Annotated in this window: 20 protein-coding genes and 1 pseudogene; 11 read left to right on the top strand and 10 right to left on the bottom strand. The window is 45.9% G+C overall.

Going from position 1 to position 26,000, the window contains the following annotated elements; all coding sequences use genetic code 11:
- Window positions 1-5: 5 nt before the first annotated feature.
- Complete coding sequence (locus AAA952_RS16075; protein ID WP_263169021.1) at window positions 6-884, bottom strand: LysR family transcriptional regulator; 879 nt, start codon at window positions 882-884, stop codon at window positions 6-8.
- Between the two features lie 176 nt (window positions 885-1,060).
- Between AAA952_RS16075 and AAA952_RS16070 the strand changes: the two genes are divergently transcribed.
- Both AAA952_RS16070 and fghA read left to right on the top strand, forming a co-directional pair.
- Complete coding sequence (locus tag AAA952_RS16070; RefSeq protein WP_014610474.1) at window positions 1,061-2,200, top strand: S-(hydroxymethyl)glutathione dehydrogenase/class III alcohol dehydrogenase; 1,140 nt, start codon at window positions 1,061-1,063, stop codon at window positions 2,198-2,200.
- Window positions 2,201-2,339: 139 nt separating this feature from the next.
- Complete coding sequence (gene fghA / locus AAA952_RS16065) at window positions 2,340-3,182, top strand: S-formylglutathione hydrolase (protein ID WP_263169024.1); 843 nt, start codon at window positions 2,340-2,342, stop codon at window positions 3,180-3,182.
- A gap of 118 nt (window positions 3,183-3,300) precedes the next feature.
- On the opposite strand, the gene AAA952_RS16060 is transcribed toward fghA, so the two are convergent.
- Entirely contained in the window at window positions 3,301-4,677 is a 1,377-nt protein-coding gene (locus AAA952_RS16060) for an L-serine ammonia-lyase (RefSeq protein WP_263256204.1), read from the bottom strand.
- A gap of 385 nt (window positions 4,678-5,062) precedes the next feature.
- On the opposite strand from AAA952_RS16060, the gene nagZ reads away from it, so the two are divergent.
- Window positions 5,063-6,091: a beta-N-acetylhexosaminidase gene (nagZ, locus tag AAA952_RS16055; RefSeq protein ID WP_113940581.1), complete on the top strand. Its 1,029-nt coding sequence runs from the start codon at window positions 5,063-5,065 to the stop codon at window positions 6,089-6,091.
- A gap of 79 nt (window positions 6,092-6,170) precedes the next feature.
- The gene (gene ycfP, locus AAA952_RS16050) at window positions 6,171-6,710 is read left to right on the top strand and encodes an alpha/beta hydrolase YcfP (RefSeq protein WP_028759796.1); all 540 of its coding nucleotides are present in this window, start codon (window positions 6,171-6,173) and stop codon (window positions 6,708-6,710) included.
- A gap of 263 nt (window positions 6,711-6,973) precedes the next feature.
- Here ycfP and AAA952_RS16045 read toward each other — a convergent pair whose 3' ends face one another.
- Both AAA952_RS16045 and AAA952_RS22390 read right to left on the bottom strand, forming a co-directional pair.
- On the bottom strand, window positions 6,974-7,156 hold the full coding sequence (locus AAA952_RS16045) for a hypothetical protein (RefSeq protein ID WP_338258507.1): 183 nt from the start codon (window positions 7,154-7,156) through the stop codon (window positions 6,974-6,976).
- Between the two features lie 74 nt (window positions 7,157-7,230).
- Window positions 7,231-7,989 (bottom strand): annotated as a pseudogene (locus tag AAA952_RS22390) (EAL domain-containing protein); the annotation flags it as partial.
- Window positions 7,990-8,016: 27 nt separating this feature from the next.
- Between AAA952_RS22390 and AAA952_RS16035 the strand changes: the two are divergent.
- Window positions 8,017-8,607, top strand: coding sequence for a hypothetical protein (locus tag AAA952_RS16035; protein WP_263181315.1), 591 nt, complete (start codon window positions 8,017-8,019; stop codon window positions 8,605-8,607).
- Window positions 8,608-8,835: 228 nt separating this feature from the next.
- Here AAA952_RS16035 and AAA952_RS16030 read toward each other — a convergent pair whose 3' ends face one another.
- Both AAA952_RS16030 and AAA952_RS16025 read right to left on the bottom strand, forming a co-directional pair.
- Window positions 8,836-9,351 carry a hypothetical protein gene (locus tag AAA952_RS16030; RefSeq protein ID WP_263138767.1) on the bottom strand — a complete coding sequence of 172 codons (516 nt, stop codon included), beginning with the start codon at window positions 9,349-9,351 and terminating at the stop codon, window positions 8,836-8,838.
- 402 nt (window positions 9,352-9,753) lie between these two features.
- Window positions 9,754-10,491 (bottom strand): hypothetical protein, encoded by a 738-nt coding sequence (locus AAA952_RS16025; protein WP_338258465.1) that lies wholly within the window; start codon window positions 10,489-10,491, stop codon window positions 9,754-9,756.
- A gap of 912 nt (window positions 10,492-11,403) precedes the next feature.
- Here AAA952_RS16025 and AAA952_RS16020 point away from each other — a divergent pair.
- The 3 genes from AAA952_RS16020 to AAA952_RS16010 all read left to right on the top strand — a co-directional run bounded on the left by AAA952_RS16020 (window position 11,404) and on the right by AAA952_RS16010 (window position 16,230).
- Window positions 11,404-13,647, top strand: coding sequence for a hypothetical protein (locus AAA952_RS16020; RefSeq protein WP_338258462.1), 2,244 nt, complete (start codon window positions 11,404-11,406; stop codon window positions 13,645-13,647).
- A gap of 10 nt (window positions 13,648-13,657) precedes the next feature.
- Window positions 13,658-15,358: a toxin-antitoxin system YwqK family antitoxin gene (locus tag AAA952_RS16015; protein WP_338258460.1), complete on the top strand. Its 1,701-nt coding sequence runs from the start codon at window positions 13,658-13,660 to the stop codon at window positions 15,356-15,358.
- A gap of 596 nt (window positions 15,359-15,954) precedes the next feature.
- Complete coding sequence (locus AAA952_RS16010; RefSeq protein ID WP_028759808.1) at window positions 15,955-16,230, top strand: acylphosphatase; 276 nt, start codon at window positions 15,955-15,957, stop codon at window positions 16,228-16,230.
- Window positions 16,231-16,297: 67 nt separating this feature from the next.
- On the opposite strand, the gene AAA952_RS16005 is transcribed toward AAA952_RS16010, so the two are convergent.
- The 3 genes from AAA952_RS16005 to AAA952_RS15995 form a co-directional block, all read right to left on the bottom strand.
- Complete coding sequence (locus AAA952_RS16005) at window positions 16,298-17,299, bottom strand: peptidoglycan binding protein CsiV (RefSeq protein ID WP_338258457.1); 1,002 nt, start codon at window positions 17,297-17,299, stop codon at window positions 16,298-16,300.
- Entirely contained in the window at window positions 17,299-20,784 is a 3,486-nt protein-coding gene (mfd, locus tag AAA952_RS16000; protein WP_338258505.1) for a transcription-repair coupling factor, read from the bottom strand. The genes AAA952_RS16005 and mfd overlap by 1 nt, the downstream gene beginning before the upstream one ends.
- An 85-nt stretch (window positions 20,785-20,869) precedes the next feature.
- Window positions 20,870-21,511: a hypothetical protein gene (locus AAA952_RS15995; protein WP_168827490.1), complete on the bottom strand. Its 642-nt coding sequence runs from the start codon at window positions 21,509-21,511 to the stop codon at window positions 20,870-20,872.
- Between the two features lie 94 nt (window positions 21,512-21,605).
- Between AAA952_RS15995 and AAA952_RS15990 the strand changes: the two genes are divergently transcribed.
- From AAA952_RS15990 to lolE, 3 genes are all read left to right on the top strand, one after another.
- On the top strand, window positions 21,606-22,838 hold the full coding sequence (locus AAA952_RS15990) for a lipoprotein-releasing ABC transporter permease subunit (protein ID WP_263205221.1): 1,233 nt from the start codon (window positions 21,606-21,608) through the stop codon (window positions 22,836-22,838).
- Window positions 22,839-22,973: 135 nt separating this feature from the next.
- Entirely contained in the window at window positions 22,974-23,669 is a 696-nt protein-coding gene (gene lolD / locus AAA952_RS15985; RefSeq protein WP_028759813.1) for a lipoprotein-releasing ABC transporter ATP-binding protein LolD, read from the top strand.
- Entirely contained in the window at window positions 23,666-24,916 is a 1,251-nt protein-coding gene (gene lolE, locus AAA952_RS15980; RefSeq protein WP_338258452.1) for a lipoprotein-releasing ABC transporter permease subunit LolE, read from the top strand. The genes lolD and lolE overlap by 4 nt, the downstream gene beginning before the upstream one ends.
- 276 nt (window positions 24,917-25,192) lie before the next feature.
- On the opposite strand, the gene suhB is transcribed toward lolE, so the two are convergent.
- Window positions 25,193-25,996: an inositol-1-monophosphatase gene (gene suhB / locus AAA952_RS15975; protein ID WP_028759815.1), complete on the bottom strand. Its 804-nt coding sequence runs from the start codon at window positions 25,994-25,996 to the stop codon at window positions 25,193-25,195.
- Between the last annotated feature and the right edge of the window lie 4 nt (window positions 25,997-26,000).

Genomic DNA, 26,000 nt, shown 5'->3' with positions numbered 1-26,000 from the left:
AGTATTTAATCCTGCTCGGCGAGTTTTTCGGCAAGATAATCAACCAATACGCGGATCTTGGCCGACAGGTGGCGGTTTTGCGGATAGAGTGCCCAAATGCCTTCTTTGGCTTCGCGGTGACTGTCAAGGAAGGAGAGCAACCGTCCGGCTTGAATATCTTCTTCAATATAATAATCAGGCAGTTGAACTATCCCTATGCCTTTTAGTGCCGCATCCCTTAATGCGTAGCCGCTGTTACAATTGAGATTACCGCGGACTTTAATATTGCGCTCGCGGCCATTTTCGACAAAGCGCCAGTAATTATGATTACCGATCAAACAATTGTGCTGGTTAAGCTCAGATAAGGTATGGGGCTGGCCGTATTTTTCCACATAGCTTGGTGAGGCGGCGACATAGTGGGTACGGCTGCTGAGCGGTTTGGCCATCAGGCTTGAATCGGCAAGTTTTCCGAGGCGAATCGCCAGATCATAACCGCCTTCAATCAAGTCCAAGGTGCGATTGGTCAAGTCGACGCTAAACTCAACACTGGGATATTGCACCATAAAATCATTGAGTAACGGCATGATAAATTTTTCGCCATAGGCGACGGGCGCCGTGAGCTTGACTAAGCCTTGGGGTGAGTCCTTTAGGTTTGAGATGGCACGCTCGGCTTCTTCTAACCCAGTTTGTAATTGGCGGCAATGACGATAGTAAATCGTGCCTTCTTCGGTTAACGACACTTTGCGGGTGGTGCGGTAAAAGAGTTTTGTGCCGAGGCGGTTTTCTAAGGTGCTCACTTGGCGGCTAACATGGGCGGTGGAGATATTCAGCCGCTGCGCTGCTAGGGTAAAACTTTCGGCCTCGGCCACTGCGACAAATTCAGAAATGCCATCCCAGAGATACATTGTTGTTACTCAGTAAAAATGAATTGCTTGAATACTAGATTGTCTCTCGCTGAGAAACAAATACAATCCTCCTATTCAGTAGCATCAGTGCAATGGGCGCAAGAGTTTGCTTGGCCTGAATTGAATTTATGATACACCAATGACTTACTCCTATTACCTATTCAAGGGACGTAACAATGTCGAACGAAAAACCGCAGTTTATTAAATCAAAGGCCGCAGTGGCTTGGGGACCAGGACAACCACTTAAGATTGAAGAAGTGGATGTGATGTTACCTAAAGCGGGCGAAGTCTTAGTGCGCATTGTGGCTACGGGCGTGTGTCACACGGATGCCTTTACCCTGAGCGGTGACGATCCAGAAGGCGTATTCCCAGCGATTTTAGGCCACGAAGGCGGCGGTATCGTTGAGCAAGTGGGCGAGGGTGTGACCAGTGTACAAGTAGGCGATCATGTGATCCCACTTTATACCCCAGAGTGCGGCGAGTGTAAGTTCTGCCTATCGGGCAAAACTAACCTGTGCCAAAAAATTCGCGCGACTCAAGGTAAAGGCTTAATGCCCGATGGCACCACGCGTTTTTATCTCGATGGCAAGCCTATTTTCCATTACATGGGCTGCTCGACCTTCTCTGAATATACCGTGTTACCTGAAATCTCATTGGCTAAAGTCAATAAGAGCGCGCCATTAGAAGAAATTTGTCTGTTAGGTTGCGGCGTAACCACAGGTATGGGCGCTGTGATGAATACGGCCAAAGTGGAAGAAGGCGCAACCGTGGCGATTTTCGGCCTCGGCGGTATCGGTTTATCGGCAATTATCGGTGCTACTATGGCCAAAGCCAGCCGTATTATCGCGATTGATATTAATGAGTCTAAGTTTGAGTTAGCCAAAAAACTCGGCGCGACCGACTGCATCAACCCAAAATTACTCGATAAGCCTATCCAAGAGGTGATCGTTGAGATGACCGATGGCGGCGTGGATTACTCATTCGAGTGTATCGGCAACGTCAACGTGATGCGCAGCGCCTTAGAGTGTTGTCATAAAGGGTGGGGTGAGTCGGTGATCATAGGTGTTGCCGGTGCTGGTCAAGAGATTTCAACCCGTCCATTCCAATTGGTGACTGGCCGCGTTTGGCGCGGTTCTGCCTTTGGCGGTGTGAAAGGGCGTTCTGAACTGCCACACATTGTTGAGCGTTACATGGCGGGCGAATTTAAGCTCGATGATTTTATCACCCATACTATGGGACTTGAGCAAATCAATGAAGCATTCGAGCTGATGCACCAAGGTAAGAGCATCCGTAGCGTGATCCATTTTGATAAATAAGCGATTTTGCACGCTAAGTTGATGCTTCAGCTTGATGTGACTAACGGGCAGACAGGTGCAAATCTGTCTGCCGTGTTGCCAACTGAGTACTCTAAGCTTTATGACTAAACACTAAAAGATTGAGCTTAAAAGGACTTGTATGACCATAGAAAATATCAGTTGTAACAAGAGTTTTGGCGGTTGGCATAAGCAGTATCGCCATCAATCTCAGTCGTTAAACTGCGAGATGCGCTTTGCGATTTATCTGCCGCCTGAGGCGGTGAATAAACCTGTGCCTGTGCTGTATTGGCTTTCAGGTCTAACCTGTACCGATGAAAACTTTATGCAGAAGGCGGGTGCACAGCGCATGGCAGCGGTACTTGGGATGGCGATTGTCGCCCCTGATACCAGTCCTCGCGGTGACGATGTGCCCGATGCGGCTGATAAAGCTTACGATTTAGGCTTAGGCGCGGGTTTTTACCTCAATGCGACAAAAGCACCTTGGAATCGTCATTACAAAATGTACGATTACATAGTCCATGAGCTGCCTAACTTGATTGAAGCGCATTTTCCCGTCACTACCCAGCGCGCTATCTCCGGCCATTCGATGGGCGGTCACGGTGCTTTGGTGATTGGTCTGAGTAATCCGCACAGATATAGCTCAATTTCGGCTTTTAGCCCGATTTCGAATCCGAGTAATGCACCTTGGGGCATTAAAGCCTTTAGTGAGTATTTAGGTGAAAATCGTGAACATTGGCGCCAGTATGATGCCTGCGAGTTGCTTAAGCTCGCGATTAGCGAAGTGCCAATACTGATTGACCAAGGTGAAGCTGACAGCTTTTTAGATACCCAATTGATGCCACAATCGCTGGTGGATATCGCCCATACCAAGGGTTATCCCTTGGATGTGCGGATGCAAGCGGGGTACGATCACAGCTACTACTTTATCGCGAGCTTTATTGAAGAGCACCTTAAGTTCCATAGCTTGTACTTTAAGCCTTAAATAGCCGATTCAGCAGTCACGCCGATGCGCTAAAACAAAAATGCCGCAACTTTGTGAGTTGCGGCATTTTTTATGGTGCGATTTAAGCGATTAGTGGGAGTGAACTAACACTCAGCACTTAGCACTCAACAATGTTGACTGCTAGGCCACCTTTGGCGGTTTCTTTGTATTTACTGCGCATATCTCTGCCGGTATCCATCATGGTTTTGATCACTTTATCCAGTGAAACCTTATGGTTACCGTCACCGCGTAGGGCCATACGAGAAGCGTTGATCGCTTTGATCGCGCCCATGGCATTACGTTCGATACAAGGCACTTGCACTAGGCCGCCCACAGGATCGCAGGTTAGACCTAAGTTATGTTCCATGCCGATTTCAGCCGCGTTTTCAACGTGCTCAACCGTACCGCCCATGATCTCAGTCAGTGCGCCAGCTGCCATAGAACAGGCCACGCCCACTTCACCTTGGCAACCGACTTCGGCACCCGAAATTGAGGCATTTTTCTTGTACAAAATACCAATAGCAGCGGCAGTTAATAGATAACGGGCGCAGACATCGATATCCACTTCTTGTACGAAGGTATCGTAATAGCATAAAACGGCAGGAATAATTCCCGCAGCACCGTTTGTTGGCGCAGTCACGACGCGATCACCGGCCGCATTTTGCTCGTTGACCGACAGGGCGAATAAATCGACCCAATCCATAGCGGTTAATGGATCGACATTGTTACGGCCTTCGGCTTTCAAACGACGGTACAGTGCAGGAGCACGACGACGCAGTTTTAGGCCGCCAGGTAAAATGCCTTCCTTCTGATAACCGCGTTCGATACAGGTTTTCATCGTCTGCCAAATATTCCACAGCTTGGCTTTGACTTCCTCTTCAGAGGCTAAACTCAGTTCGTTCGCCATCATCAAAGAAGAAATGCTGAGACCTTGCTCGCCGCATAATTCCAGTAAATGAGCCGCACTCACAAAATCAAAAGGAGCCGATTCAATTTGTGAGGCTGGCGATGCATTACGTTGGCTAATTTCATCTTCATCTAAAATAAAGCCGCCACCCACTGAGTAGTAAGTGCGATCAAAAATGCATTCTCCTTTACAGTAAGCGTACAAGGTCATGGCGTTAGCATGCGCAGGTAGCGTTTTGCGTCTGTGATAGGTAATGCCTTGCTCACGGGTAAACTTAACCACTTTGCCACAGTGCAGCGTTAAGGTTTCGTCCTTGGAGACGTGTTCTAAAATACCGTCGATACTGTCAGTGTCCACGGTTTCGGGATCTTCGCCCATTAAGCCTAAAATCACTGCTTTGCCCGTGCCGTGGCCTTTGCCTGTTTGGCCGAGGGAGCCAAAGAGTTCGGCTCTTAATTCATCAATCTGGGTCACGAGTCCTGAGTCAGTCAGGTTTTGCATAAAGATTTTGCCCGCTTTCATTGGGCCGACGGTATGTGAACTCGATGGACCTATGCCGATCTTGAACATGTCAAATACGCTAATCATGATAGAAGTCCTGTTGTGTCTTGTTTATTATTTTAGTCTGAGTGCATGGGATTGCTCGCTCTGTAGATTGAAGCACGCTAATCTTGCGCGTGTACTCTGGTCAGTGGCGGCATTCTTTCATGCGAAATCTGCTTGTGTGATACTCTAACGCCAGTATCCCATAGATTAGTGTGACAATTCACATTAGTTTTTTTTATTCGTAATAGTTCGGATAAGCTGAACTTAATTGGGACTTTTTTACAGGCCATTTTATGGGCAAGAATACAGGCTTCGATAGCGCTACAAGGGTAGGTGGCTCGCTTTTTTTAGCTTTTTTGTGAGCGTGGACTACTTATGGCTTGAGTGGTTATTTTTTGAGTATTAATGAATATTTTTAGGGAGAAGTATGAGCTATTTAATGTTGGATTTACTGTCGTTGGACGTCAGTGAGGCTGAATCTGAGATGCTACGCCATCCACAGGTGGGTGGTTTAATCCTATTTTCCCGCAATTTTTCGAGCCGTGATCAGTTGATCCGTCTGGTACAACAGATACGCCAAATACGCCCAGAAATATTAATCGCCGTCGATCATGAGGGGGGCCGAGTACAACGTTTCCGTGATGGCTTTACCATTATTCCCGCCATGGGCGACATTTTACCCGCAGCAAAGGGCGATATGGTATTGGCCAAGCGTTGGGCCTGTGAGCTCGGTTTCTTGATGGCGATTGAACTACTGGCCTGCGATATCGACTTAAGTTTCGCGCCCGTATTGGACTTAAACGGCGTGAGTCAAGTCATCGGTAAACGCAGCTTTAGCCCAGAGCCTGCCGAGGTGATTACACTGGCCGAAAGCTTTATTGCTGGCATGGCCGCAGCTGGCATGGGCGCCGTGGGTAAACATTTCCCCGGGCACGGCAGTGTCGTGGCGGATTCGCACTACGAGAAACCCATTGATGATCGTGATGCCGAGGCCATTTTTGCAAAGGATATCCTGCCGTTTAAAGAATTGATCGCAAAAGAGAAATTATTAGGCGTGATGCCCGCGCACGTGGTTTACCCTAAAGTCGACCCTAACTCTGCGGGCTTCTCCGAATACTGGTTAAAACAAGTGCTGCGTAAAGAACTTGGCTTTAACGGGGTGATTTTCTCTGACGATCTCGGCATGCAAGGCGCAGGGTTTGCGGGCGATTACCGTGCAAGGGCCAGCGCCGCCTTAGCCGCAGGTTGCGACATGATTTTAGTGTGTAATGATAATGCGGGCGTAATGTCGCTACTCGATGGCTTTACTTGGCCTGCGAGCGCGCCACAGTATCCTGCGAGTTTACTTAAACCCAATGCCGCGCAAACGGCAGCGGCGCTCGATAATACGGCCCGTTGGGAAAATGCCAAGCAGCTTGCCGAGCAAATTTGTTTGGCTCAACAGGCGAAAGTTTGATGTAGCGCAAGGTGTGAGATCACTCTTTTGCTAGGGTTAGTTAATTCACTGTAATCAAAAATGATTAAAAGGCCTTGATATGATTTTCTATCTTCATGGATTTGATGCTACTAGCCCAGGTAATCACGAAAAAATGCGTCAGTTGCAATTTATTGACCCTGATGTGCGTTTGATCAGTTACAGCACCTTGCACCCTAAGCACGACATGCAACACTTGCTTAAGGAAGTCGCCAAGCAAATGCAGCATAGCGACGATCCCGCGCCGCTAATGGTTGGCGTGGGACTCGGCGCTTATTGGGCCGAACGGATTGGATTTTTGAATGGTCTTAAATCAGTGCTGATTAATCCTAATTTGCACCCAGAAAATAATATGCAGGGCAAGATTGATCGCCCAGAAGAATATGCCGATATTGCCAATAAGTGCGTGTCGCAATTTCGTGAAAAGAATACTCACAAGGCCATGTGCATATTTTCTGTGAATGATGAGATGTTCGATAATCAGCAACTCGCCAGTGAATTAAGCGCCTATTATTCGATTGATTGGGATGACGTTCAACCCCACAAATTCCCCCAACTCGCTGCCCATCTGCCCAAAATAAAAGCCTTTAAGTTGGCTTGATTGATATCGATTGGATAAAAGTCCCACTCCTCTTTTTCTATTTAAGAGGGGGAGTGGTTTTATCTTATCGATTATTCTGCCTTATGGTTTTAGCTTTTAATACTTCATGCCGCGCACATTGCGACTCTGAATATGAGTGTGACTATGGGTATATATTTCAGTAGGGCATATTGAGGGCTCTAGATTATAAAATCGACTGTATTGGTTTTGGACTTAAATGTGTAGGAAAGTAGTCTCGAGTGGCTGCGACTTTTGGTTTTTTTTTAGGGGATTAGCGTTGGCTGGTATCTACTTGCACAGGCTTGCCATGGCATTGACTCACCGACACGCAGCCAGTCCATCCTTGGATGCTCGACCGGCCCCGTCCATGGGGGCGGACGGTCGTCTCGCCAATCACCATGGCGCACCTTTTGTGCATTCACGTAACCTGTAGATTTAAAAGACATACGCAACACACTTTTGGACAAAACTTTGTTAGATAATTGGCTCTTTTTAGCCAAATTCGGATTAGCTATTCTTGGAGTAACGTCTTATCGATTTTCAAGTAATACAATGGCATGGTTTGTAACAAAGATAAGGTTGTTTGCCCAGTACCAAAGTCATCGATAGCCACTAAAATCCGCAACTGGCATAAGCTTTCAATACGCTGGCGCCACGTTAAACGCAATCCTAAAGCCCGAGTCAACCTTCATATCGGCAAAATCTTTTAATGCCCGCTCAAAAATATAGTTAGTTAATGGAACAATTAATTTGTCCTCTTCGGCAATGGGAATCAACAAATCAGGCCGCACTAGCCCATTTGCGGGTGCTGCCAACGTACTAATGCCTCGACTCCCGTAGCTTTACCTTTCTCGGCACATCACTGGCTGATAAGCTAAGAAAAACTCTTCTTTCTCTATTCCACTACAATGTCATCGGTGAGGGAATGGCGAGTAACTCTTGAATCGAGTACAAATAGGATAGAACCCGTAAGTAAGACGATGCTAACTGGCCATGAAATGGCCAGAAATATCCATAAGAAATGCCAGAAAAATGCGGGGGACATTTCTAATAACACTGAAAAATTGTTCTCTTCAGAATCTAGTGTTATCACCTTATTTTTTATAAACTCGAGTGATTCAGGGATCGTGTTGCCAGTTATGGATAAAGCGACATTGATAACAGCGCTGGGAAACACATTCGGCTGTACAAAGGAGTCTAATAAATATCTCCCTTCTTTAATGAAGGCGGCGCCGCGCTTAGAGATAGGATCCTAGTTTAATGATACTACTGCTGGCACTAACATATTGACGAAGGTTAACAAGTAATGAATTACTATAAATTAGGTATAAATTCGGAAAGTAAAAAATGGATGAATTATATGAATCCTAGTTCATTTTTTATAGATGGCGAAGGAAATGAATTAAGTGATGTGAAACTATCTGCGATTCAATCTGGATTCAAAGGTGTTTTATATTTCAATGCCTTAAAAGAAGGTAAATCACCTCCGGTTGTCTCGGTTGGAACCAGGTTATTGGCGTTTAATGAGGATGTCTTTTTTGAGGACGATATTAATGTTAGTGGTGTCCAGTTAATACCATTTATAAATAGGCATAACAATTTAAAGTATGTGTTGATGCATGTATTTAATTATACTGACTGCGTTGATTGGGAATGTTCTAAAATTGAACGCTGGCCTCTGGGCTACATTCCAGAAGTTTGGGAGTCAAAGCGTGGGCGATTTTTTATTGAACCCGTTGTCTATAAGGACAAAATACCTGAAAACTTAGACGCCTTTCGTTTGTATGAGTGGGGTGGTGCATTTAATATAATAATATCAGAAGCTTTCAAAGATAAATTGTTGTCTGTGGAGTTTGATAGTTCCCTTCTTGATTTTAAACCACTATCTCTTAAATAATAAATGCCGAGGAGGTTATTAAACATCCTCGGCATAATTTTTTTGTATATCCATCCCTCAACTTTGTAGGCGCATATTGATGCGGGACACATATTGGGCAAGGTTCTTGGTGTGCAGGTCAATACCCACAGATTATTGATCACTACAATGCAGATGACTTGGTAATATCATAGCAACAGTCTAGAACCACGGTGAACAGCTCCTAGACAGCGAGCCCCCGCAGTGCTTTTAGATTCTTTCACGTACGTAATCTCCTAATTCTATAATGTTTCTAAATTCAAGATATATACCTTTCCCATCTAGAAGCCTATATGACTTAAAATCTCTACGAAAGAGCACAACAGCATCTAATGTCTTTAATTGATAAACGAGCCACCAATTCTGCCCTTCCTTTTTTGGGTAGCTCTGACGACATGATTTTAGGTACTCTTTTATAGACAAACCACGAATTTTTCTTCTATCTAAATCTGCCTCCTTCATTACATCCGGAGGATAAACATATGCACTAAGTTTTGCAGCAGAGATACCTAAGAATTCCGCCTGTCTTACTAATTCACTTGAAGGATTAATTATTTCTTCCAGTTCTGACTGTGTGAGATTGCTATAAATGTTATCTTTACCACATATTCCGCAATGAAATGAAAGATTAATTTCATTGCTGGTCATAAAGTCATCAAAAAAACACGCATCGACTTCATTATATTTTTCACAATACTTACACTTTAATGATGCTGTTGTTGACATTGTTATCCCTACAAAAAGCTAACGTCTTAGTATTTATGCGCTGCGCTGTTTGCAGGGCATAAATCGCTTGTCGGACTTGGCCGCTGCCATATCCGTGTCAATTGGTATAAATGATGCTATAGGAATTTGCTTTTTTGCGGTAGCGTTTTTTATACCGTTTGAAGAGTAATTAGTTGATATCTATTACTGGATGTTACCCTATGAACCAGACTAGGAAAGTCTGATTCACTAGCTAATTTTTGGACATTTTCGAGTTAGACTTTAGCTCGAATTAGAGAGTCTCGAATTAAAACTTCTATGGGTAACACCTTGCTCACCGACGAGTAAGTTGGTGCTGTTTTTGCCGCATTTTGTTTTAGCAAAAAGCGCGACAACTGTATCAAGTCCACGTGCAGCAACTTGTTAGGCATTTTTGTTGACGATTTCCTGAAGCTCATTTGCAAATTTTTTAATATCTACAAACATATTAAAAATAGCTTGTTGGTCCAAATAAATTGGATTACCCTCTTTGGTTTTTCCGTTTCTATGGACTATATCATGGCGAATTTTAGTTATTTTATCTACTTCAGAGATATTCAGATCAATTTTGTTTCCAAGTATGGTCTCAAATATTACTTTTACTTTTGGCATGCTGTGATAGAGTATTTTAGATAGTTCCTTTATAGCAAGCGCTTTGGGGTTTGATTCTGTTACTGCTAAAAACTCAAGCGTATATTTTGCATTTTTTAATTCTTCGATTTTAAATGAATTCACAAAAAAACGATCATTATTATTTACTAGAGATTTTACAGTTTCACCGAGAAATGCCTCAAGCAAACTAACCGAATGTGCATAAGTCATTCTATACATAATATATGGTTTTGTTTTTAGTGGGTTATTAACTATAAGTTTTTCAAGCTCTCTTATCTCTTCGAGAAAAAGTCTGTAAAGAGTTGAAGAATCATTTTTTTGTAACCATTTTAGATCTTCTTCGAATTCAAATTGGTCCCTTAAATGCTCTTGAAGATTAAAGTATTCGTCAGCTAAATCTCTATACTCTTCGGATTCTTCATCTGCATCTTTATCCTCAAGACGGTCTCTTATCCATTGATCTGCCTTTTCATTTTCAAGCACTATCATTAAATCTGACATTCTTCCCATGACATTATTCCTTAGGATAAAAAGTGTTCGATAAAATTGATGCCTAACATTTTATGAGGGGCATGCGCGTTTACCTCATTAGACCAGTAAAAACGCGAATAGTTAATTACTTGTAATATAAGGAACTTATCAGCTTTCTCTCAAATACACCATCCGGAAAAACGCGCATGCGCGTTTTACAAACCTATTATCTAAGTTTCGCTTTATATAACTAATTAATTTTAAATAGTTTTAGATGTTAATGATTGAGATGGCGCGCACAAAAATTGACTTAAAAACACTCAGAGCTACGCATTTTTTAATACGACTGTCTAGCGCTCCAGTTTCGGCCACTTATGGTGAATTGCTGAAAGCAGAAAATAGATGAGAATTTGTTGGGAAATGAGGTAGCAAGTTTGTGGTCAAACGCCCCGTGTTAACTCACTTTGGGGCAAAAGCTGTTTAGGGCTGATTTGTGTATTAATGACTTAGTTAAGCTTGACCTTGTTACAACAGTGACCGTTGGCGATATGGCTGCTCTTTCACATCTGACCCATAGGGATATGGGAAATGTCACTATGATGTCGGGAACATCATTGACCATGTGAACGCGGTATTTACACTTCCGTGTGCTGCAGATGTTACCGTCGAGTCCAGAGGGATACTTCTTATTAAATAAAAATCGAAGAGTCACTGGGCATTAATGACAATTAATGCCGCACAGCTAGCTGTTTGCATCTGTTCTTGATGCCGGAATTCGTCATTAAAAACTTGCCTAAGATTGGTATTGCAGTACCTGTGACTATCTAAAAAGGATGCTTAGTCGCGCACTCTGGTGTTGCGCTGGACAGGCATAAATAGCCAAAGCATTTTATTTACTGGGCATGAAAGGGCATAATGCGGCGCTTACTATTTGAGATACAAGGAATAACCATGAAGTACTTGGTTAGCGTAGTTGCATGCTGTTTATTATCGGCCTGTTCTTTTGGGGATGCTGATGTTGAGTTTACACCTGAAAAAGGGGAAGAGCGCTCTTATCAGCTGTATAGCACCACTAACATCACGGTAGACAATGGTAGTCGTACCGAAACGGTTAACGCCACGTCACATCAATTGCTGCGTTATAAGGTCCTCGAAACAGGCAAAAACAGTCGGTTTCAAGTGCATGTCGATTATATGAACATGCGCGATGGCCAAGGGGGCGGTGTCAGTAGTGGCCAGCGGGCCGATCGTAATCCAGAAATGCACGCTATTTTCTCGCAGGGGTTTGAATTTTCTTTAAATCTAGACGATGGCAGCGTTAAAGAATTCAGTGCATTGAACAAACCTGTATGGCAGGCGCTGTTGGCTGAACGCGGCGCAGAGCTTGAGCAGGAACTGAAAAAGCTCTTTAGCTCATCGGCCTTTCTTAGCACCATACCCGCCAAAGCGGGGGCGGTTGTCGCGCTTCCTGCCTATCAAGGCCACGCGAATGCAAAACTTACCGTCTTGCAAGTCACTGATACTCATGTGTTAGCCAAAGTTGAAAGTGGCGGCGAGCAAGCCAAAATATACGGTCAGCTGATGTTAGAACGTGAGCGGGGGTGGTTAGCGCAGTTAGCCTTAGTGGCAGAAGCGCCGTTTGAGCGCTACGGCTATAAGGGTACTGTGCGCAGCAACGTTATTATGTTGCCGCAGGAGCGCCAATTGGGCGATCTGACACAGTATTTAGGTTTTTATGATTTCCCAGTATTTGAGTATCAAAAACAACCTGACGTTGTGTTGGATAATGTCAATAAGACCTTAACCCAAGATGCTGTATTTGCCTATGATGCGGGCTACTTTTACCAGCAAGATGATTTATTAAAGCTGACTTATCAGTATGACTTTTCAGGTTTTAAACCCGAAGGCGGGTTTAGCTTAACCGATATCACAGCACACAGTGCGGATGGCACAGTACTGCCGCTGCAATTGAGCAAGGTAGGCAGTTACAGTTATTCAGAACAGGATGGTTTCCATCAGTCTGAGCAGCAGAATTTGCTTATCGGTTGGAATGCGCCGAATGACCTCTTAGCTCAGGTTGCTGAGTTTCGCGCGACTGCCCATTATCGCGGCGCGAAATTAGTCAAACTTAACCTGACCCCCGATCCCAGCAAAACTGTGGCCTTGCAGTATGAAGATATACAGCTGGAACTCTCGCCAATCCCAGATAAACCATTCAGTTATTTGCTGAAATCGCGAGGCAGCACTGACAAATCTTGGTTATACCGGCGCTTTGACGGTGCCGAAGGCGCTATGGTGAAATATCTTTCACCGCCGCCCACTGGGCCGGATTGGTTAACCCCGGCAGAGCAAAATATGCTGGCGTTGGCCTCAGCGGCACAATTTGAATCGATCACACAGTTTACCTTTCCCGCAGCGCCGCCGACGCTGACACTCTATGTGAATACTGTGGTTGACAGTGGTGAACTGACTAAGAACATTCGTTTTATTCCGACTCAAGATTACGCGCAAAATGTCGCCTATCCGCCGGTGCAGCAACAACTGCTTTATAGTGATGATATGTATGCGTCCTATGTTAATCAGCCGCAAGTTACTGCACCTGAAGACCCCGCCTTACTTGAGCCGCAAGTCGTGGCCAAATACGGCGTCAGTTTGCTGTTAACTTCCGAGCAGGCAGCTGTGTGCACGCTCAGTGTTGTCGATGCACCTAAGGTCAACGGGCACACACTGCAATGGACAAACACAAGCACTAACACTAACAACACGGGTTTTGGTGGAGGGCTGGATAAGTTTGTGCTGTACCAACTGACTAGCGCCGATGGGATCCGCCGCAATTTTTACGACATCAATGTCAGCAGCACTTTGGCCTGTACCGGTACGCCAAAATGGCAAGCGCTAGCGTATCAACCCGAGCAAAGCTGGTTGATTGATATCACTCAGTTGCCGAATGTTGATACCCATCAAACCGTGGCCGACTTTATGCGGCGCTATCGTTTTTTAAATGCGCAAAATTTACAGCTAGCTCCTGCTATTCAAGGTGACAGCAGTGATTTTTATCAGCGTCCGTTGCAGCAAGTATTACGTGAGGAACGCTGGTTTGTACTGGCGGGGCGCGCAGCACAGATAGAGCAGCTGACGATAAGCGGAGAACCGGTCAATAAACAGTGGGTTAATACATTCCCTGCGTTACCTTAAGGAGCAGAATATGAGAGTCTTATTACTATTATCTGCGCTACTTATGTCGTTTAATCTGTCGGCTGAGCGAATTTTACTCGACGAACTATGGCGGCTTAGCGATGTGCCTGGTGAAGCCATTTATTATCAGGAGCAAGCGCCGACAGAGCAAAATGGTGAGTGGCCGCTACAACTCTTTTATCTGGAGACGGATAAACCCGTTTTTAAGGGCAGCGTCAACAGTCCCAATTTAGCCGAGAGTTTTATCGTTGGTGATTTCGAGTTTTTCTATCCCGATGGTCAACTGTCTCGCAAGGGCAGTAGCGATGCACAAGGGCGTTATCAAGGCACGCATCTGCATTATTGGGAAGACGGAGTGCTCTCGGGAGAGTACCACTACCAGCATGGCCAGTTGCATGGAGATCAGAAAAGTTACCATACTAATGGTCAATTAAGGGAGCTTCAGCATCGTGTGAATGGGGCTGAATTAGGATTATCGCAAAGTTATTTTAACAATGGCCAGTTGCAAACACGCGTAACCTACGGCGCTAACGGTATGGAAGGGCTATATGAAAGCTTTCATAACAATGGTCAGCCGGAGCAAACCGTTAATATGGTGGCGGGGAAAAGAGAAGGCGAGAGACTGTATTGGACAAAAGAAGGCTGGTTATACACTAAAGAGTTTTATCTTAAGGGGAAAATACACGGCGAAGTGTTGATTTACCGAGCTGCCGATGTGCTGCAAGAGATTAAACACTATGAGCATGATAAACAGGTGGGAAACCAGCAGCGTTTTGATGAACAAGGGCGGTTAGCAGAGCTGCAAAAGTATGATAAGGATGGTCGTGAAATTCAACATATTACCTATGATAATGCCGGTAACGTTGCGACCCAAACCGACACGCAATACCTCGCTAAAGGTCAGACTAGCACTGAACAGCGCTTCGATTCTGCGGGAAAGTTAACTTATCAATATCAGCAAGATACTACAAAAGACTGGAGCTTACGTCAGCGTTTTGATGCAGCAGATGAGCTGATTGAACGTGATGAACAACTCAAGGGACGATACGATGGCTTGTATATCGGTGCAGGCTGGAATGGTTATATCAGGCGGATAAACTACCGCAAAGGTCAAATGCACGGTGCATATCGAGAAGACAAGGCCGAGGACGGCGGTTTTGTCAGTGGCCAATATCACTTAGGGTTAAAGTCCGGCAAGTGGGTCACAAAAAACGCGGATACGACGCGCAATGAGCAGTTTAACCAACAAGGTGAGCTGAGTGGTGAACAAACAGAAATCGCAGCCGATGGCACGATAATGCGCCGAGAGTTTTATAAAAACGCTAAGTTACATGGCGCGTATTTACTGCGTGGCTTTGATAAACAACTGCAAGCCCAAGGTCAGTATGTTAACGGTCAGCGCGAAGGCCAATGGCTGCTGCAAGATGAAAGCAGCTACAGCATGGTTAAGCTCTGGCATGGCAACTATAAAGCTGGACACGAAGTGGGTCACTGGCAAGCCTTTTCCGTCAATGGCCATTTATTAGGGCAGGCCCAGTATGATGATCAAGGTCAATTGCAAGGCAAAGGCTATAGTTTTAACGAAGATGGCAGCCTGCTGCAAAGTGATGAGTATCTTGATAATCAACTGCACGGCAGGTCGGTGTACTACTTTAATGGTGAACCCTCATCCGAGTATCGCTATCAAAATGGTCTGATGATCAGCGAGTAGCACTTCATCACCTAACCACACCATCAAGCAAAAGCCGGCTAATTGGCCGGTTTTTTGCTTTTTGCATCTAGTTTGCTTGCCTTGCTTTATCGTCAGGCATACGCGCCGCTTGTCATTAGAGGGGGACTTCTCAACCCCTCGTTTCGCGTTTACAAACTTGCCAGAACAAACACAATCTTAGCGTTAAACGTCAACACGTCTTTATACTTCTTCGGTTATCACAGGGGGTGTTTTTAAACATGAACAATGCAGATGGATGTACGAGCTGATTTTCAGCTAAAAGCATTATATTCATTCGGGATGGATAGTTTTACTTTTCAAACTCTTGAAAATAATTATTTATTGTGTAAAGTAGCGACCCTGGCTATTTTGTAACAAAATGATACAGAGTTGCTGTTTTATTTGTCCATTTATTGGATATCCCTTTGCGTATGTCGCCCGACACAGCTAGCAGCAGTCTTGTTAGCTGTTTTTTTTGCCTAAATTTAAATATTGTTTGTTTTTTGTTCTACAAATCCATAGGTTAACACTTAGCCGTTGGATAATTGCGGCTATGCTTATTTCTATAACAAGGTTCCGTGAAAAAGGAGCGTGAGATGAAGCGAGTATTAATTAATTTGACGGGAAAAGTGCAAGGTGTTGGTTGCCGTCATGCGACCTTGACTAAGGCCAGAGCCCTTGGTGTGACAGGATATGTAACCAATTGCCGCGATGGTAGTGTTGAAGTTCTCGCCCAAGGCAGTGACATTGCTGTTAATGCTTTAATTGCTTGGTGCGAAGTAGGTGTGCCCTGCACTGAGGGATTAACCGTAACGGTAGGAGAAGACGAGGCTGATGATATCTACCTCGATTTCTCCATCGTTCAGTCTTAATTTAAACGTACCTTGTTAATTTAACTGCACCGTTTTAACTTAAGAATTGTGCGGGTTGTGCGTTTGTTCAGTATTGGCCAACAGTCTGTATTGATTCGGCATTCTGATTATTTTGCATTGCACTGGGTTGCGCCATCTTGCGGATTTGGATCACCATGCCCATTTCGGGATGATCTAAATAATGGATTTCTTCACTCTTCACACGGCGGTTTTGCTCCAAAGGCACAGACATTAAAAATGGTGTCATGACTTTGGGCGCCGTGAGTGTTGCGCTGGTATCGGAAGCATCACTGGGTACGGCTGGCATTAATTTTCTGCCTTCTTTGCGCAAGTGCAATGCGGTTTCAATATACAAATAATGGCTTAAATAGATATTCAGCGTGCCATCTAATTCCCATACTGGTGATACAGCAGGCGCAAGTATTGGCGTGCCATCGGCATTAGTCATAGGCTCTGCTTGAGCTTGCTTAATGATTTTTCTGCCATCGAAGTGATAAGTACCTGAGAAATCTTTACCCGCAAATAAGCGTATGGGTACTGAGCCACTCTTACCACGCATAGGTTGTTGCCAAGCCATGTGCAGTAAACTGCGCGTACCACGTTCGCGGGAGATACTATTGATAATGCTTCCGAACTGACTTTGGCTGCGGGTTAACAATACTGGGTTGCCATTGGCTGTAGGATAACTGATCTGTGCGCTGCTGATTTCAGATGGGATCACCGGCGGGTAACGATAGTCCACACTCGCAGGCGCGGCAGGCATAGGTTCTGACGTTGAGGTACCGTTTAAGGTTTCAGCGCAGTGGCTATTTGCATCGGCATCAAATACCAGTGTGCAAGGCGCAGATGCGCTGGGTATCGGCGTGATTGCTTGCGCGATAGCGGGGGAGATTAAGTCTATTGCGTTATCGGTTTTCGTCTTGTTTGGCGCATCAGGCCATTGTTCACTTGACTGACTTTGGCGTTCAAACACATAGACTTCAACCTCGAACCAAGCTTCTGCTTGGACGACTTGACTGTGTGATAGTGCAATGAGTGTAGCGATAGAGACCGCGAGTTTACGTAACACTATTTATCTCCAAGACGATGTTGCGATAATTGTTCTAGCAAGAGTTTCACTAAAGCGAGCCTGTCTTTACTGGTTTCGGCTGCAAGGCTGAACTTTAACTTATTCGGTCCTTCCATTCGATAGATTTGTGGCTGGCTTTGGAGTAATCCAATAATAAACACAGGATCTATGACATGATCATCACTAAATTCGATGCTGCCACCTTTACTGTGCACTTCTATTTTAGTCGCACCTAAGCGAGTCGCCTCATGTTTATAGAGGGTCATTTCCATTAAGTTACGCGTCGGTTCAGGTAATAAGCCAAAACGGTCGATCAATTCGACTTTTAACTCATCCAGCGCCGCCTGTGTTTCGCACCCTGCGATGCGTTTATAGAGCGACAGACGAATATTTACGTCGCTCACATAGGCTTCAGGCAGTAGGGCGGGGATACGCAGTTCAATTTCGCATTGCTGATTGAGCATTTGCGCCAGTGACGGTTCTTTGCCTTGTTTTAAGGCTTTGACTGCCGCTTCGAGCATTTCCATGTACAAGCTAAAACCAATTTTCGAAATATGGCCACTCTGTTCATCGCCCAAGAGTTCACCTGCGCCACGGATCTCTAAATCTTGGGTCGCCAGCATAAAGCCCGCACCGAGATCTTCAAGAGCATCAATAGCTTCTAAACGTTTGCGCGCATCTGGGGTCATACGTTTGGGATGCGGCGTCATCAAATAAGCGTAGGCCTGATGGTGCGAACGCCCGACGCGGCCACGCAATTGGTGTAACTGCGCCAGACCAAAGGTGTCGGCGCGCTCAATAATAATGGTGTTGGCACTTGGGACGTCGATACCGGTTTCAATAATAGTGGTACAGACTAACACGTTGAATCTTTGATGGTAAAAGTCTGACATTACCCGTTCTAGATCGCGCTCACGCATTTGACCGTGGGCAACAACGACTCGTGCTTCAGGCAATAAATCGATAATGCCTTGGGCACATTTCTCAATACTTTCAACATTATTGTGCAGGTAATACACTTGGCCGCCACGGAGAATTTCCCGCAAAATGGCTTCGCGCACAGTCGCGGGATCCGATTCTCGCACAAAGGTTTTCACTGCTAAACGTTTGGCGGGCGGGGTGGAGATAATTGATAAATCGCGCATGCCCGACATGGCCATGTTTAAGGTGCGCGGAATGGGCGTCGCGGTCAGGGTTAAGATATCCACGTTGGCGCGCAGCGCTTTGATTTTCTCTTTTTGACGCACACCAAATCTGTGTTCTTCGTCGATAATCAACAGGCCTAAGTTTTCAAACTTAGCCTCAGATTGCAGTAACTTGTGGGTACCGATAACGATATCGACTTTGCCTTCTTCCAATTGCTGCAGCACTTGAGTCTGCTCTTTGGCGGTACGAAAGCGTGACATAACTTCAGTGACCACGGGCCAGTCGGCAAATCTGTCTTTAAAGTTTTCATAGTGTTGCTGGGCAAGCAGTGTGGTCGGAACTAGCACGACCACTTGTTTGCCAGCGTTGACGGCTACAAAGGCGGCGCGCATGGCGACTTCGGTTTTACCAAAGCCCACATCGCCACAGACTAATCTGTCCATTGCGGTCGGCGATTGCATATCGGCTAACACGGCGATGATGGCGCTTTCTTGATCGACGGTTTCTTCGAAGGGGAAGCCGCGGGCGAATTGAGCGTATTCTTCTTCGTCAATTGCGCAGCTTTCGCCAGGACGCGCTTGGCGACGGGCATAGACATCGAGCAGCTCGGCCGCGACGTCGCGGATTTTTTCAATCGCCTTTTTCTTGGCTTTAGCCCACGTCTCGTTGCCGAGTTTATTTAAGTGGGCGTCTTCATCGGCGCCAACACTGTAACGGCTGATGAGATGCAATGAAGATACTGGCACATACAGTTTGTCACCGCCAGCGTATTCTAATTGCAAGTATTCTGCGACCAGTCCACCCGTATCTAGGGTGACTAAGCCCCTATAAAGTGCAACGCCGTGTTCTAAATGCACTATGGGCTGGCCAACTTTGAGTTCGGCCAAGTTTTTAATCAGGGCATCATTACTGATCTGACGCTGTTTTTCACGCCGGCGTTGCTGGGAAATTCGATGGCCGAAGAGTTCAGTCTCACAAATAATACTGATACTTTCTTTGGCGCTGATCTGCAGCAAACAACCGCGTGACAGCGGTGATACGATAAGGCCTAACTTGGCATCACTTTGAATAAATTCATCAAAATGGTTAAACAGCGCAGGTTTTAACTGAATTTTAGCGAGCAATTCAAGCAGCGCTTCACGGCGACCCTCGGACTCGGCGCTAAACAACATGCGTTTGGCGCTGCTGGCATAATCTTGCAGCGCTAGCAGCGGTTGCTTTAATTTATGATTGGCACTGATGTCGGGCAGGGTGCTGGCGGCAATAACAACCGCTTTCGTTGTTTCAGTGCCATCTGTTGGCACTTGCATTTGATAACGTGGCAGCGGTTTAAAGGCGGCAAATAACTCTTCTATGAGTAAATACAGCTCTTTAGGCGCCAGTAATGGCCTCAGCGGATCGACGCGTCTGTCTTGATAGCGATGCTCGACTTCTTGCAGATGGGCGCGCGCCGACTTTTCGATATCGCCTAAGGTGACGAGTTGAGTGTCCTTGGGCAAGTAATCGAATAGGGTGGCGGTGTCATCAAAAAATAGCGGCAGGTAGTTTTCGATCCCCGCCGGCATCAAGTTACGGCTCACTAGCTGATAAACCGATTCCGGCTCTTTGACTATGACCTCGAAACGGCGGCGGTATCTTTGCCTAAAACCTTCGATGGCCGAACTGTCGGTTGGGAATTCCTTCGCGGGCAATAGGCGAATCGAGTCGACAGGTTGCAATGAGCGTTGGGTTTCTGGATCAAAATGGCGAATGGTTTCCACTTCTTCATCGAATAGCTCGATGCGCAGTGGCATATTCATCCCCGTTGGGAAGATATCCAGAATCGAACCGCGAATGGCAAACTCGCCATGTTCATACACTTGCTCCACCGAATGGTAGCCAGTGTCGGTTAAATGCTGGCGTACATCGTGTAACTTGTAGTTATCCCCCTTTTTGAGCACAAACACGTTGGCGCTTAAATAGGCCTTAGGTGGCAGGCGTATCATCAAGGTGGTGACGGGCACGATAACGATATTTTGCTCAATCTGAGACAACTGCGATAGCGTTTCGAGTCGCTGGGAAATTAAATCCTGATGGGGCGAAAAACTGTCGTAGGGCAAGGTTTCGCGGTCAGGGAATAATCTGACCTTAATGCCTGTTTTACTGAGCAAATAACTTAGCTCTAACTCTAAGCTTAAGGCGCTTGGCGTGTCACTGGTGACGACTAAGGTCGTTCCCTTATGTTGACGCGCTAAATTGGCGAGTGTAACGGCTTGGCAAACCCCGCCCACGGTGGACAGAGTCTGAATTTGAGTGCCATTTTTGACGGCTGGCGGCGTTAGGGCTGATATGTGAGTCATTGGCGTGCGATAAACTGATTCATTCACAAAGAGTTGCAGACATTGTAGAGACTTGATGGCGTAGGTGCCAGAGAAAAGTCAGCGGCTATTGACGCTCGTCTCTGGCGAGTTTGCGTAGCTTGAGTTGTTTCTGTTGTACATTGAGGCTGGCTTTGACTAATTGCTCCACGTCAGATTCAAGAATTTGACTGAATTCAAAGTCGGTTTGCCATTGTAGATGTTCAGGTTGAGTATGTTGCTCTGTACTGTCATTACGACTCATATCGCCTTCGGCTTGTGCTATTTTTTGTGCTTGAGTGGCGATGACTTTGCCAAAACAGAGAATGGCAACTAATTCGTCGTGAATAAACAGAGTAATTTTATAGTGGGAGCCAATGTCTAAGGCTGTTGGGGTGAGTAATCTCAGGCCACTGCCACCAAATTGGTTACCAAAGCATTTTTCGCCCTCTTGGGTTTCTTTTTCTAATACATGTTGCAGCACTAGATCTACTTTGCGGGATTGCAGCTTTAAAAAATCCACGACAACTTTTGCCTCGTTATCTAAATGGCGCAGCTGTAGCAAGCAGTTAGCTTCGAGTGTTTTGACTTCGCTGAGCAATTGAATGCCTAATGATTGCATTGATCTCAATGCCATTTCTGAGGGTAATGGCTGGGAACTCGGCCATTGGCTTAGGTAGGCGGTAAAGTGGTGAGGCACACTAAAATACGGATTGGTGTCAGTGAACAAGGCTTGCCTCTTTATTTATAGGACCAATACCCCTATTATCGTGCCCATCTTCATGATTTAGCAAGTTCAGCACACAGGACGCAACCCTCTTTCAATGAATCCAGGATTCCCTTTCTACATTGGTTACCGTTATTGGCGGGCCAAAAAAGCGAACGCGTTTGCGTCGTTCATTACCTTATTTGCCGTGTCGGGCATTTTTTTAGGCGTTGCAGCCTTGATCGTTGTCAGTTCAGTGATGAATGGCCTTGAAGGCCAACTTAAGCAACGTATTTTAGGTGCAGTGCCACAATTAACCCTTTATAGCGAAGCGCCGTTAGTCGATTGGACAAAGCAGGCGAGTGCGCTTAAAGCCTTACCGGGTGTGTTAGGCGTTACACCGAGCGTGTCGACGCAGGCCATGGTGCAATCTGCGTCGAATATTCGCGCTGTGCAGGTTTATGGGGTGTTTCCCGAATTAGCGCAAAAGTTATCCTCCGTTGCTCAGCACACTTACTCAGGTGCATTTGAACAGTTGGCGAGTGGCGACTTCAAGGTGATTTTAGGATCTGAGCTCGCACGGCAACTCAAAGTCGCTCCCGGTGATACGGTACGATTATTGAGTGGCGATGGTGTGGTGTACTCCCCATTAGGCCCAGTGCCGAGTCAACGTAAGTTCTTGGTATCTGGCATTTTTGAAATGGGCTCTCAGGTTGATGCCGGCGTTGCATATATCCATTATCAAGATGCAAAGCGTCTAATGCGTCAACCGAGTGAGGCTATTGATCAGCTTAGACTCTATTTAGCCGATCCCTTCAGCGCGCCCGCTTTAGCGTCTAAAGTGCAGGATGTTCTCGCTAAACAAGATATTAAGGTAACAACCAGCGATTGGCGCGATACCTATGGTCACTTGTTTGGTGCGGTAAAAATGGAAAAGAACATGATGTCACTGATGCTGAGCCTGATTGTGGCCGTGGCCGCATTCAATATTGTTTCGGCGCTAGTGATGATGGTGGTCGATAAAACCACGGATGTGGCAGTGCTAAAAACCCAAGGCGTAACCACGCCCGCCGTGATGGGCATTTTTGTGGTGCAGGGTTCGCTCAATGCTGTACTTGGTTTAGTGCTTGGGCTCGCGGTAGGTATACTTATCACTTTGAATCTGAATGGCATTATGACGACCTTAGGCATTTCGATTTTAGGTGCGGGACAGAGTTTGCCAGTAAAACTGGAGTTGATGCAGTTGTCAGTGATCGTGATAGGCACACTATTGGTCACCTTGTTGGCGACCTTATATCCCGCGCTGCGTGCGGCCAGTGTGCAACCCGCAACTGCGCTGAGATACGAGTAAACCCGTGAGCTTTTACGAATAGTCGTCACCCATGGGTATTCATCCGTGAGTGATGGTTTGCTAAGATGAAAATAATTTAATGCATTGATTTAATGAAATAAATTGATGCCAAAGCATGTTTAAGAGAGAACTTCAATGCAAGACGTGTTACTGCAAGTGCAGAGTGTCAGTAAGAGTTACCATGATGGCGCCGTGACCACGCAAGTGTTGTCTAATGTCGATTTGCAGGTGTTTAAGGGCGAGCAGTTGGCGATTGTCGGCAGCTCAGGCTCAGGTAAGAGCACACTGCTGCATATTATGGGAACTTTGGATGAGCCAACCGCGGGCAAAGTTTTGTTGCTAGGCGAAGATTTATACCAAGTGTCTAGTGCGCGTCAAGCGCAGATCCGCAATCAAGATCTCGGCTTTATCTATCAATTCCATCATTTATTGCCTGAATTCACTGCCCTAGAAAACGTCGCTATGCCGGCATTTATTCAAGGTAAAGATCGTAAACAAGCGCTCGCCGATGCCAAAGTCTTATTGGAGCGGGTAGGGCTAGGCCATCGCATGACCCACATTCCCGCCGAGCTATCGGGCGGCGAACGTCAGCGTGTCGCTATCGCAAGGGCGTTGATTAATAAACCTAAGTTAGTGCTGGCCGATGAACCTACGGGTAATTTAGATGCTAACAGTGGCGATGCGGTTTATGAGTTGATCCGCGAGCTTGCCGATCAGTTAGGTACGGCGTTTGTGGTGGTGACCCATGATCATAAATTGGCTGCCCGTATGGACCGCCAACTGATGATGAAAAACGGTTACTTGCAATTAGCGGCGGAAACCCAAGTATGAAAGGACCGTTAGCCCTATCCATTGGTTGGCGTTTTTATCGCGCCCGCCAATCCAACAGTTTTATTAGTTTTATTTCCTTTGCATCGACTGCCGGTATCGCTTTAGGTGTGGCGGTATTGATCATAGTTCTGTCTGCAATGAATGGTTTTGAGCGCGAGCTAGAGCAAAGATTACTGGGTGTAGTGCCGCAGGCGGACATTGTCGGGGTGGACGAACCTATCGTCAATTGGCAGAGTGTTGCGCAAGGTGCACTACAAATTGAAGGTATTCGTGGTGCTGCCCCCTTTATTCGCATGCAAGGTTTAGTGCAGAAGCCTGGTGGTTTTCAAGGCTTAGCCGTGGTGGGTATTGATCCGAAAGAAGAAACGAAGGTTTCAACTTTGTCACAGTTTATGAGTGATGCAAGCTGGCAGAGTCTGAGCCAAGATGAGAATCATATCGTCCTTGGCGAGAGTTTATTGACTAAGTTGGGGCTTGAGGTGGGTGATACGCTGGCCTTATATGTGCAGGATATCGATCTAGACGCGGCAGGTAGTTTACGTGCTGCGAAGAGCCATCGTTTTGTGGTGTCAGGCACCTATCATCTGGGCGGCGAGCTTGAACTGACAACCGCTTATATTCCATTGCAATACGCGGCGCAGATCTTGAACATGAATAACGGTGTAACGGGTGTGCGTATTAGCGTCGATAAAGTGTTTGATGCACCAGTAAAAGTGCGCGAACTCGGTTATGCGCAAAAGCAGTCTGTGTATATCAGTGACTGGACCCGTACGCAAGGGCATTTATATCAAGATATTCAGTTAGTTCGTACTGTGATGTATTTAGTTTTAGTTCTAGTGATTGGTGTGGCCTGCTTTAACATTGTCTCCACCTTAGTCATGGCGGTGCGGGATAAAGCGTCCGAAATTGCGATTTTGATGACCATGGGCCTGAGTCGTTTGGCTGTGATGGGGATTTTCATGGTGCAGGGCGCGTTAAATGGTCTGCTTGGCTGTGGCCTTGGCGGCATTATCGGCATTAGTGTGGCGCTGAATTTAAGTGCGATTGCGAGCTCAGTTGAGCAATTACTCGGTATTCAACTGCTCTCGGCCGATGTTTACTTTGTCGATTTTTTACCGTCTGAATTGCATGTTTCGGATGCGGTACTGGTGATTGTGATGGCGTTTGTGATGAGTTTAATCGCGACTTTGTATCCCGCTTGGAAGGCGAGCCAAATTGCACCAGCACAAGCGTTAGCGGGTAGATAACTGGATAAGTGGCTGTTCGTCATGTTAGCCGATGTGGGCTGAAATCAGTGCAGATGTTTTCAGGACACTCCTTTCTTCCCAATGACTATTGCTTTATTTCTATACTATTTCTAAATACGATATTGTGGCGACTGAGAACTTGATGACTCGAGTACTTAAGGCTTTAGAATGAAAACCACATAAACAAAAAGGCCAGTGGGCGCTCTTAAAGAGATTACCACTGGCCTTTTTTGTATCTGTTTTATGCGTTTATTTAAAGCTAAGCGTTAATCTCGATTAACGTTTTAAGCCTTCGTTCAATAATGGACGCATGATCTTCACTAATTCTGTGGTCACCTTAGGTGAGCCAGCAACTATGTTGCCCGAAACCAAATAGTTATGGTTGCCAGTAAAATCAGTCACTGTACCGCCTGCTTCGCGGCAAATCAGATCGCCAGCAGCGATGTCCCATGGTTTTAAGCCGATTTCAAAGAAACCGTCCAAACGACCCGCGGCAACATAGGCTAAATCTAATGCGGCAGAACCTGCGCGACGTAAGTCAGCACATTGGCCGAAGACTTCGCCGAAAATAGCCATGTAAGTTTCAGTGTGTTGACGCGCCTTGAATGGGAAGCCAGTACCAATCATGGTAGGCGCTAATTCATTCACGTTGGTAACACGCAGACGGAAATCATTGAGTTTGGCGCCTTTACCACGTACAGCGGTAAAGAGTTCTTCACGGACAGGATCGTAAACAACGGCAACTTCAGTTTTACCTTTGTATTGCAGAGCGATAGAAACCGCGAAGTGGGGAATGCCTCTAACAAAGTTGTTAGTGCCATCCAGAGGGTCGACTATCCAAACATAGTCTTTATTCTCACCGCGATTTTCGCCTTTCTCTTCACCCACGATAGTGTGATCAGGGTAAGATTTACGAATTTGGTAAGTAATTGTCGCTTCTGCTTCCTTGTCTACACTGGTAACAAAATCGTTGATACCTTTTGAACTGACTTCGATACGGTCAAGTTCAGTATAGGCGCGCATAATAGTTTGGCCGGCCGCGCGGGCAGCGCGTACAGCAATCGTCAGCATCGGATGCATTGCA

Origin of the sequence: Shewanella sp. M-Br (assembly GCF_036245925.1) — a bacterium.
GTDB classification, from domain to species: domain Bacteria; phylum Pseudomonadota; class Gammaproteobacteria; order Enterobacterales; family Shewanellaceae; genus Shewanella; species Shewanella oncorhynchi.
Note: the sequence above shows the minus strand (reverse complement) of the source record. Positions and strands in the feature narration are given on the sequence as shown.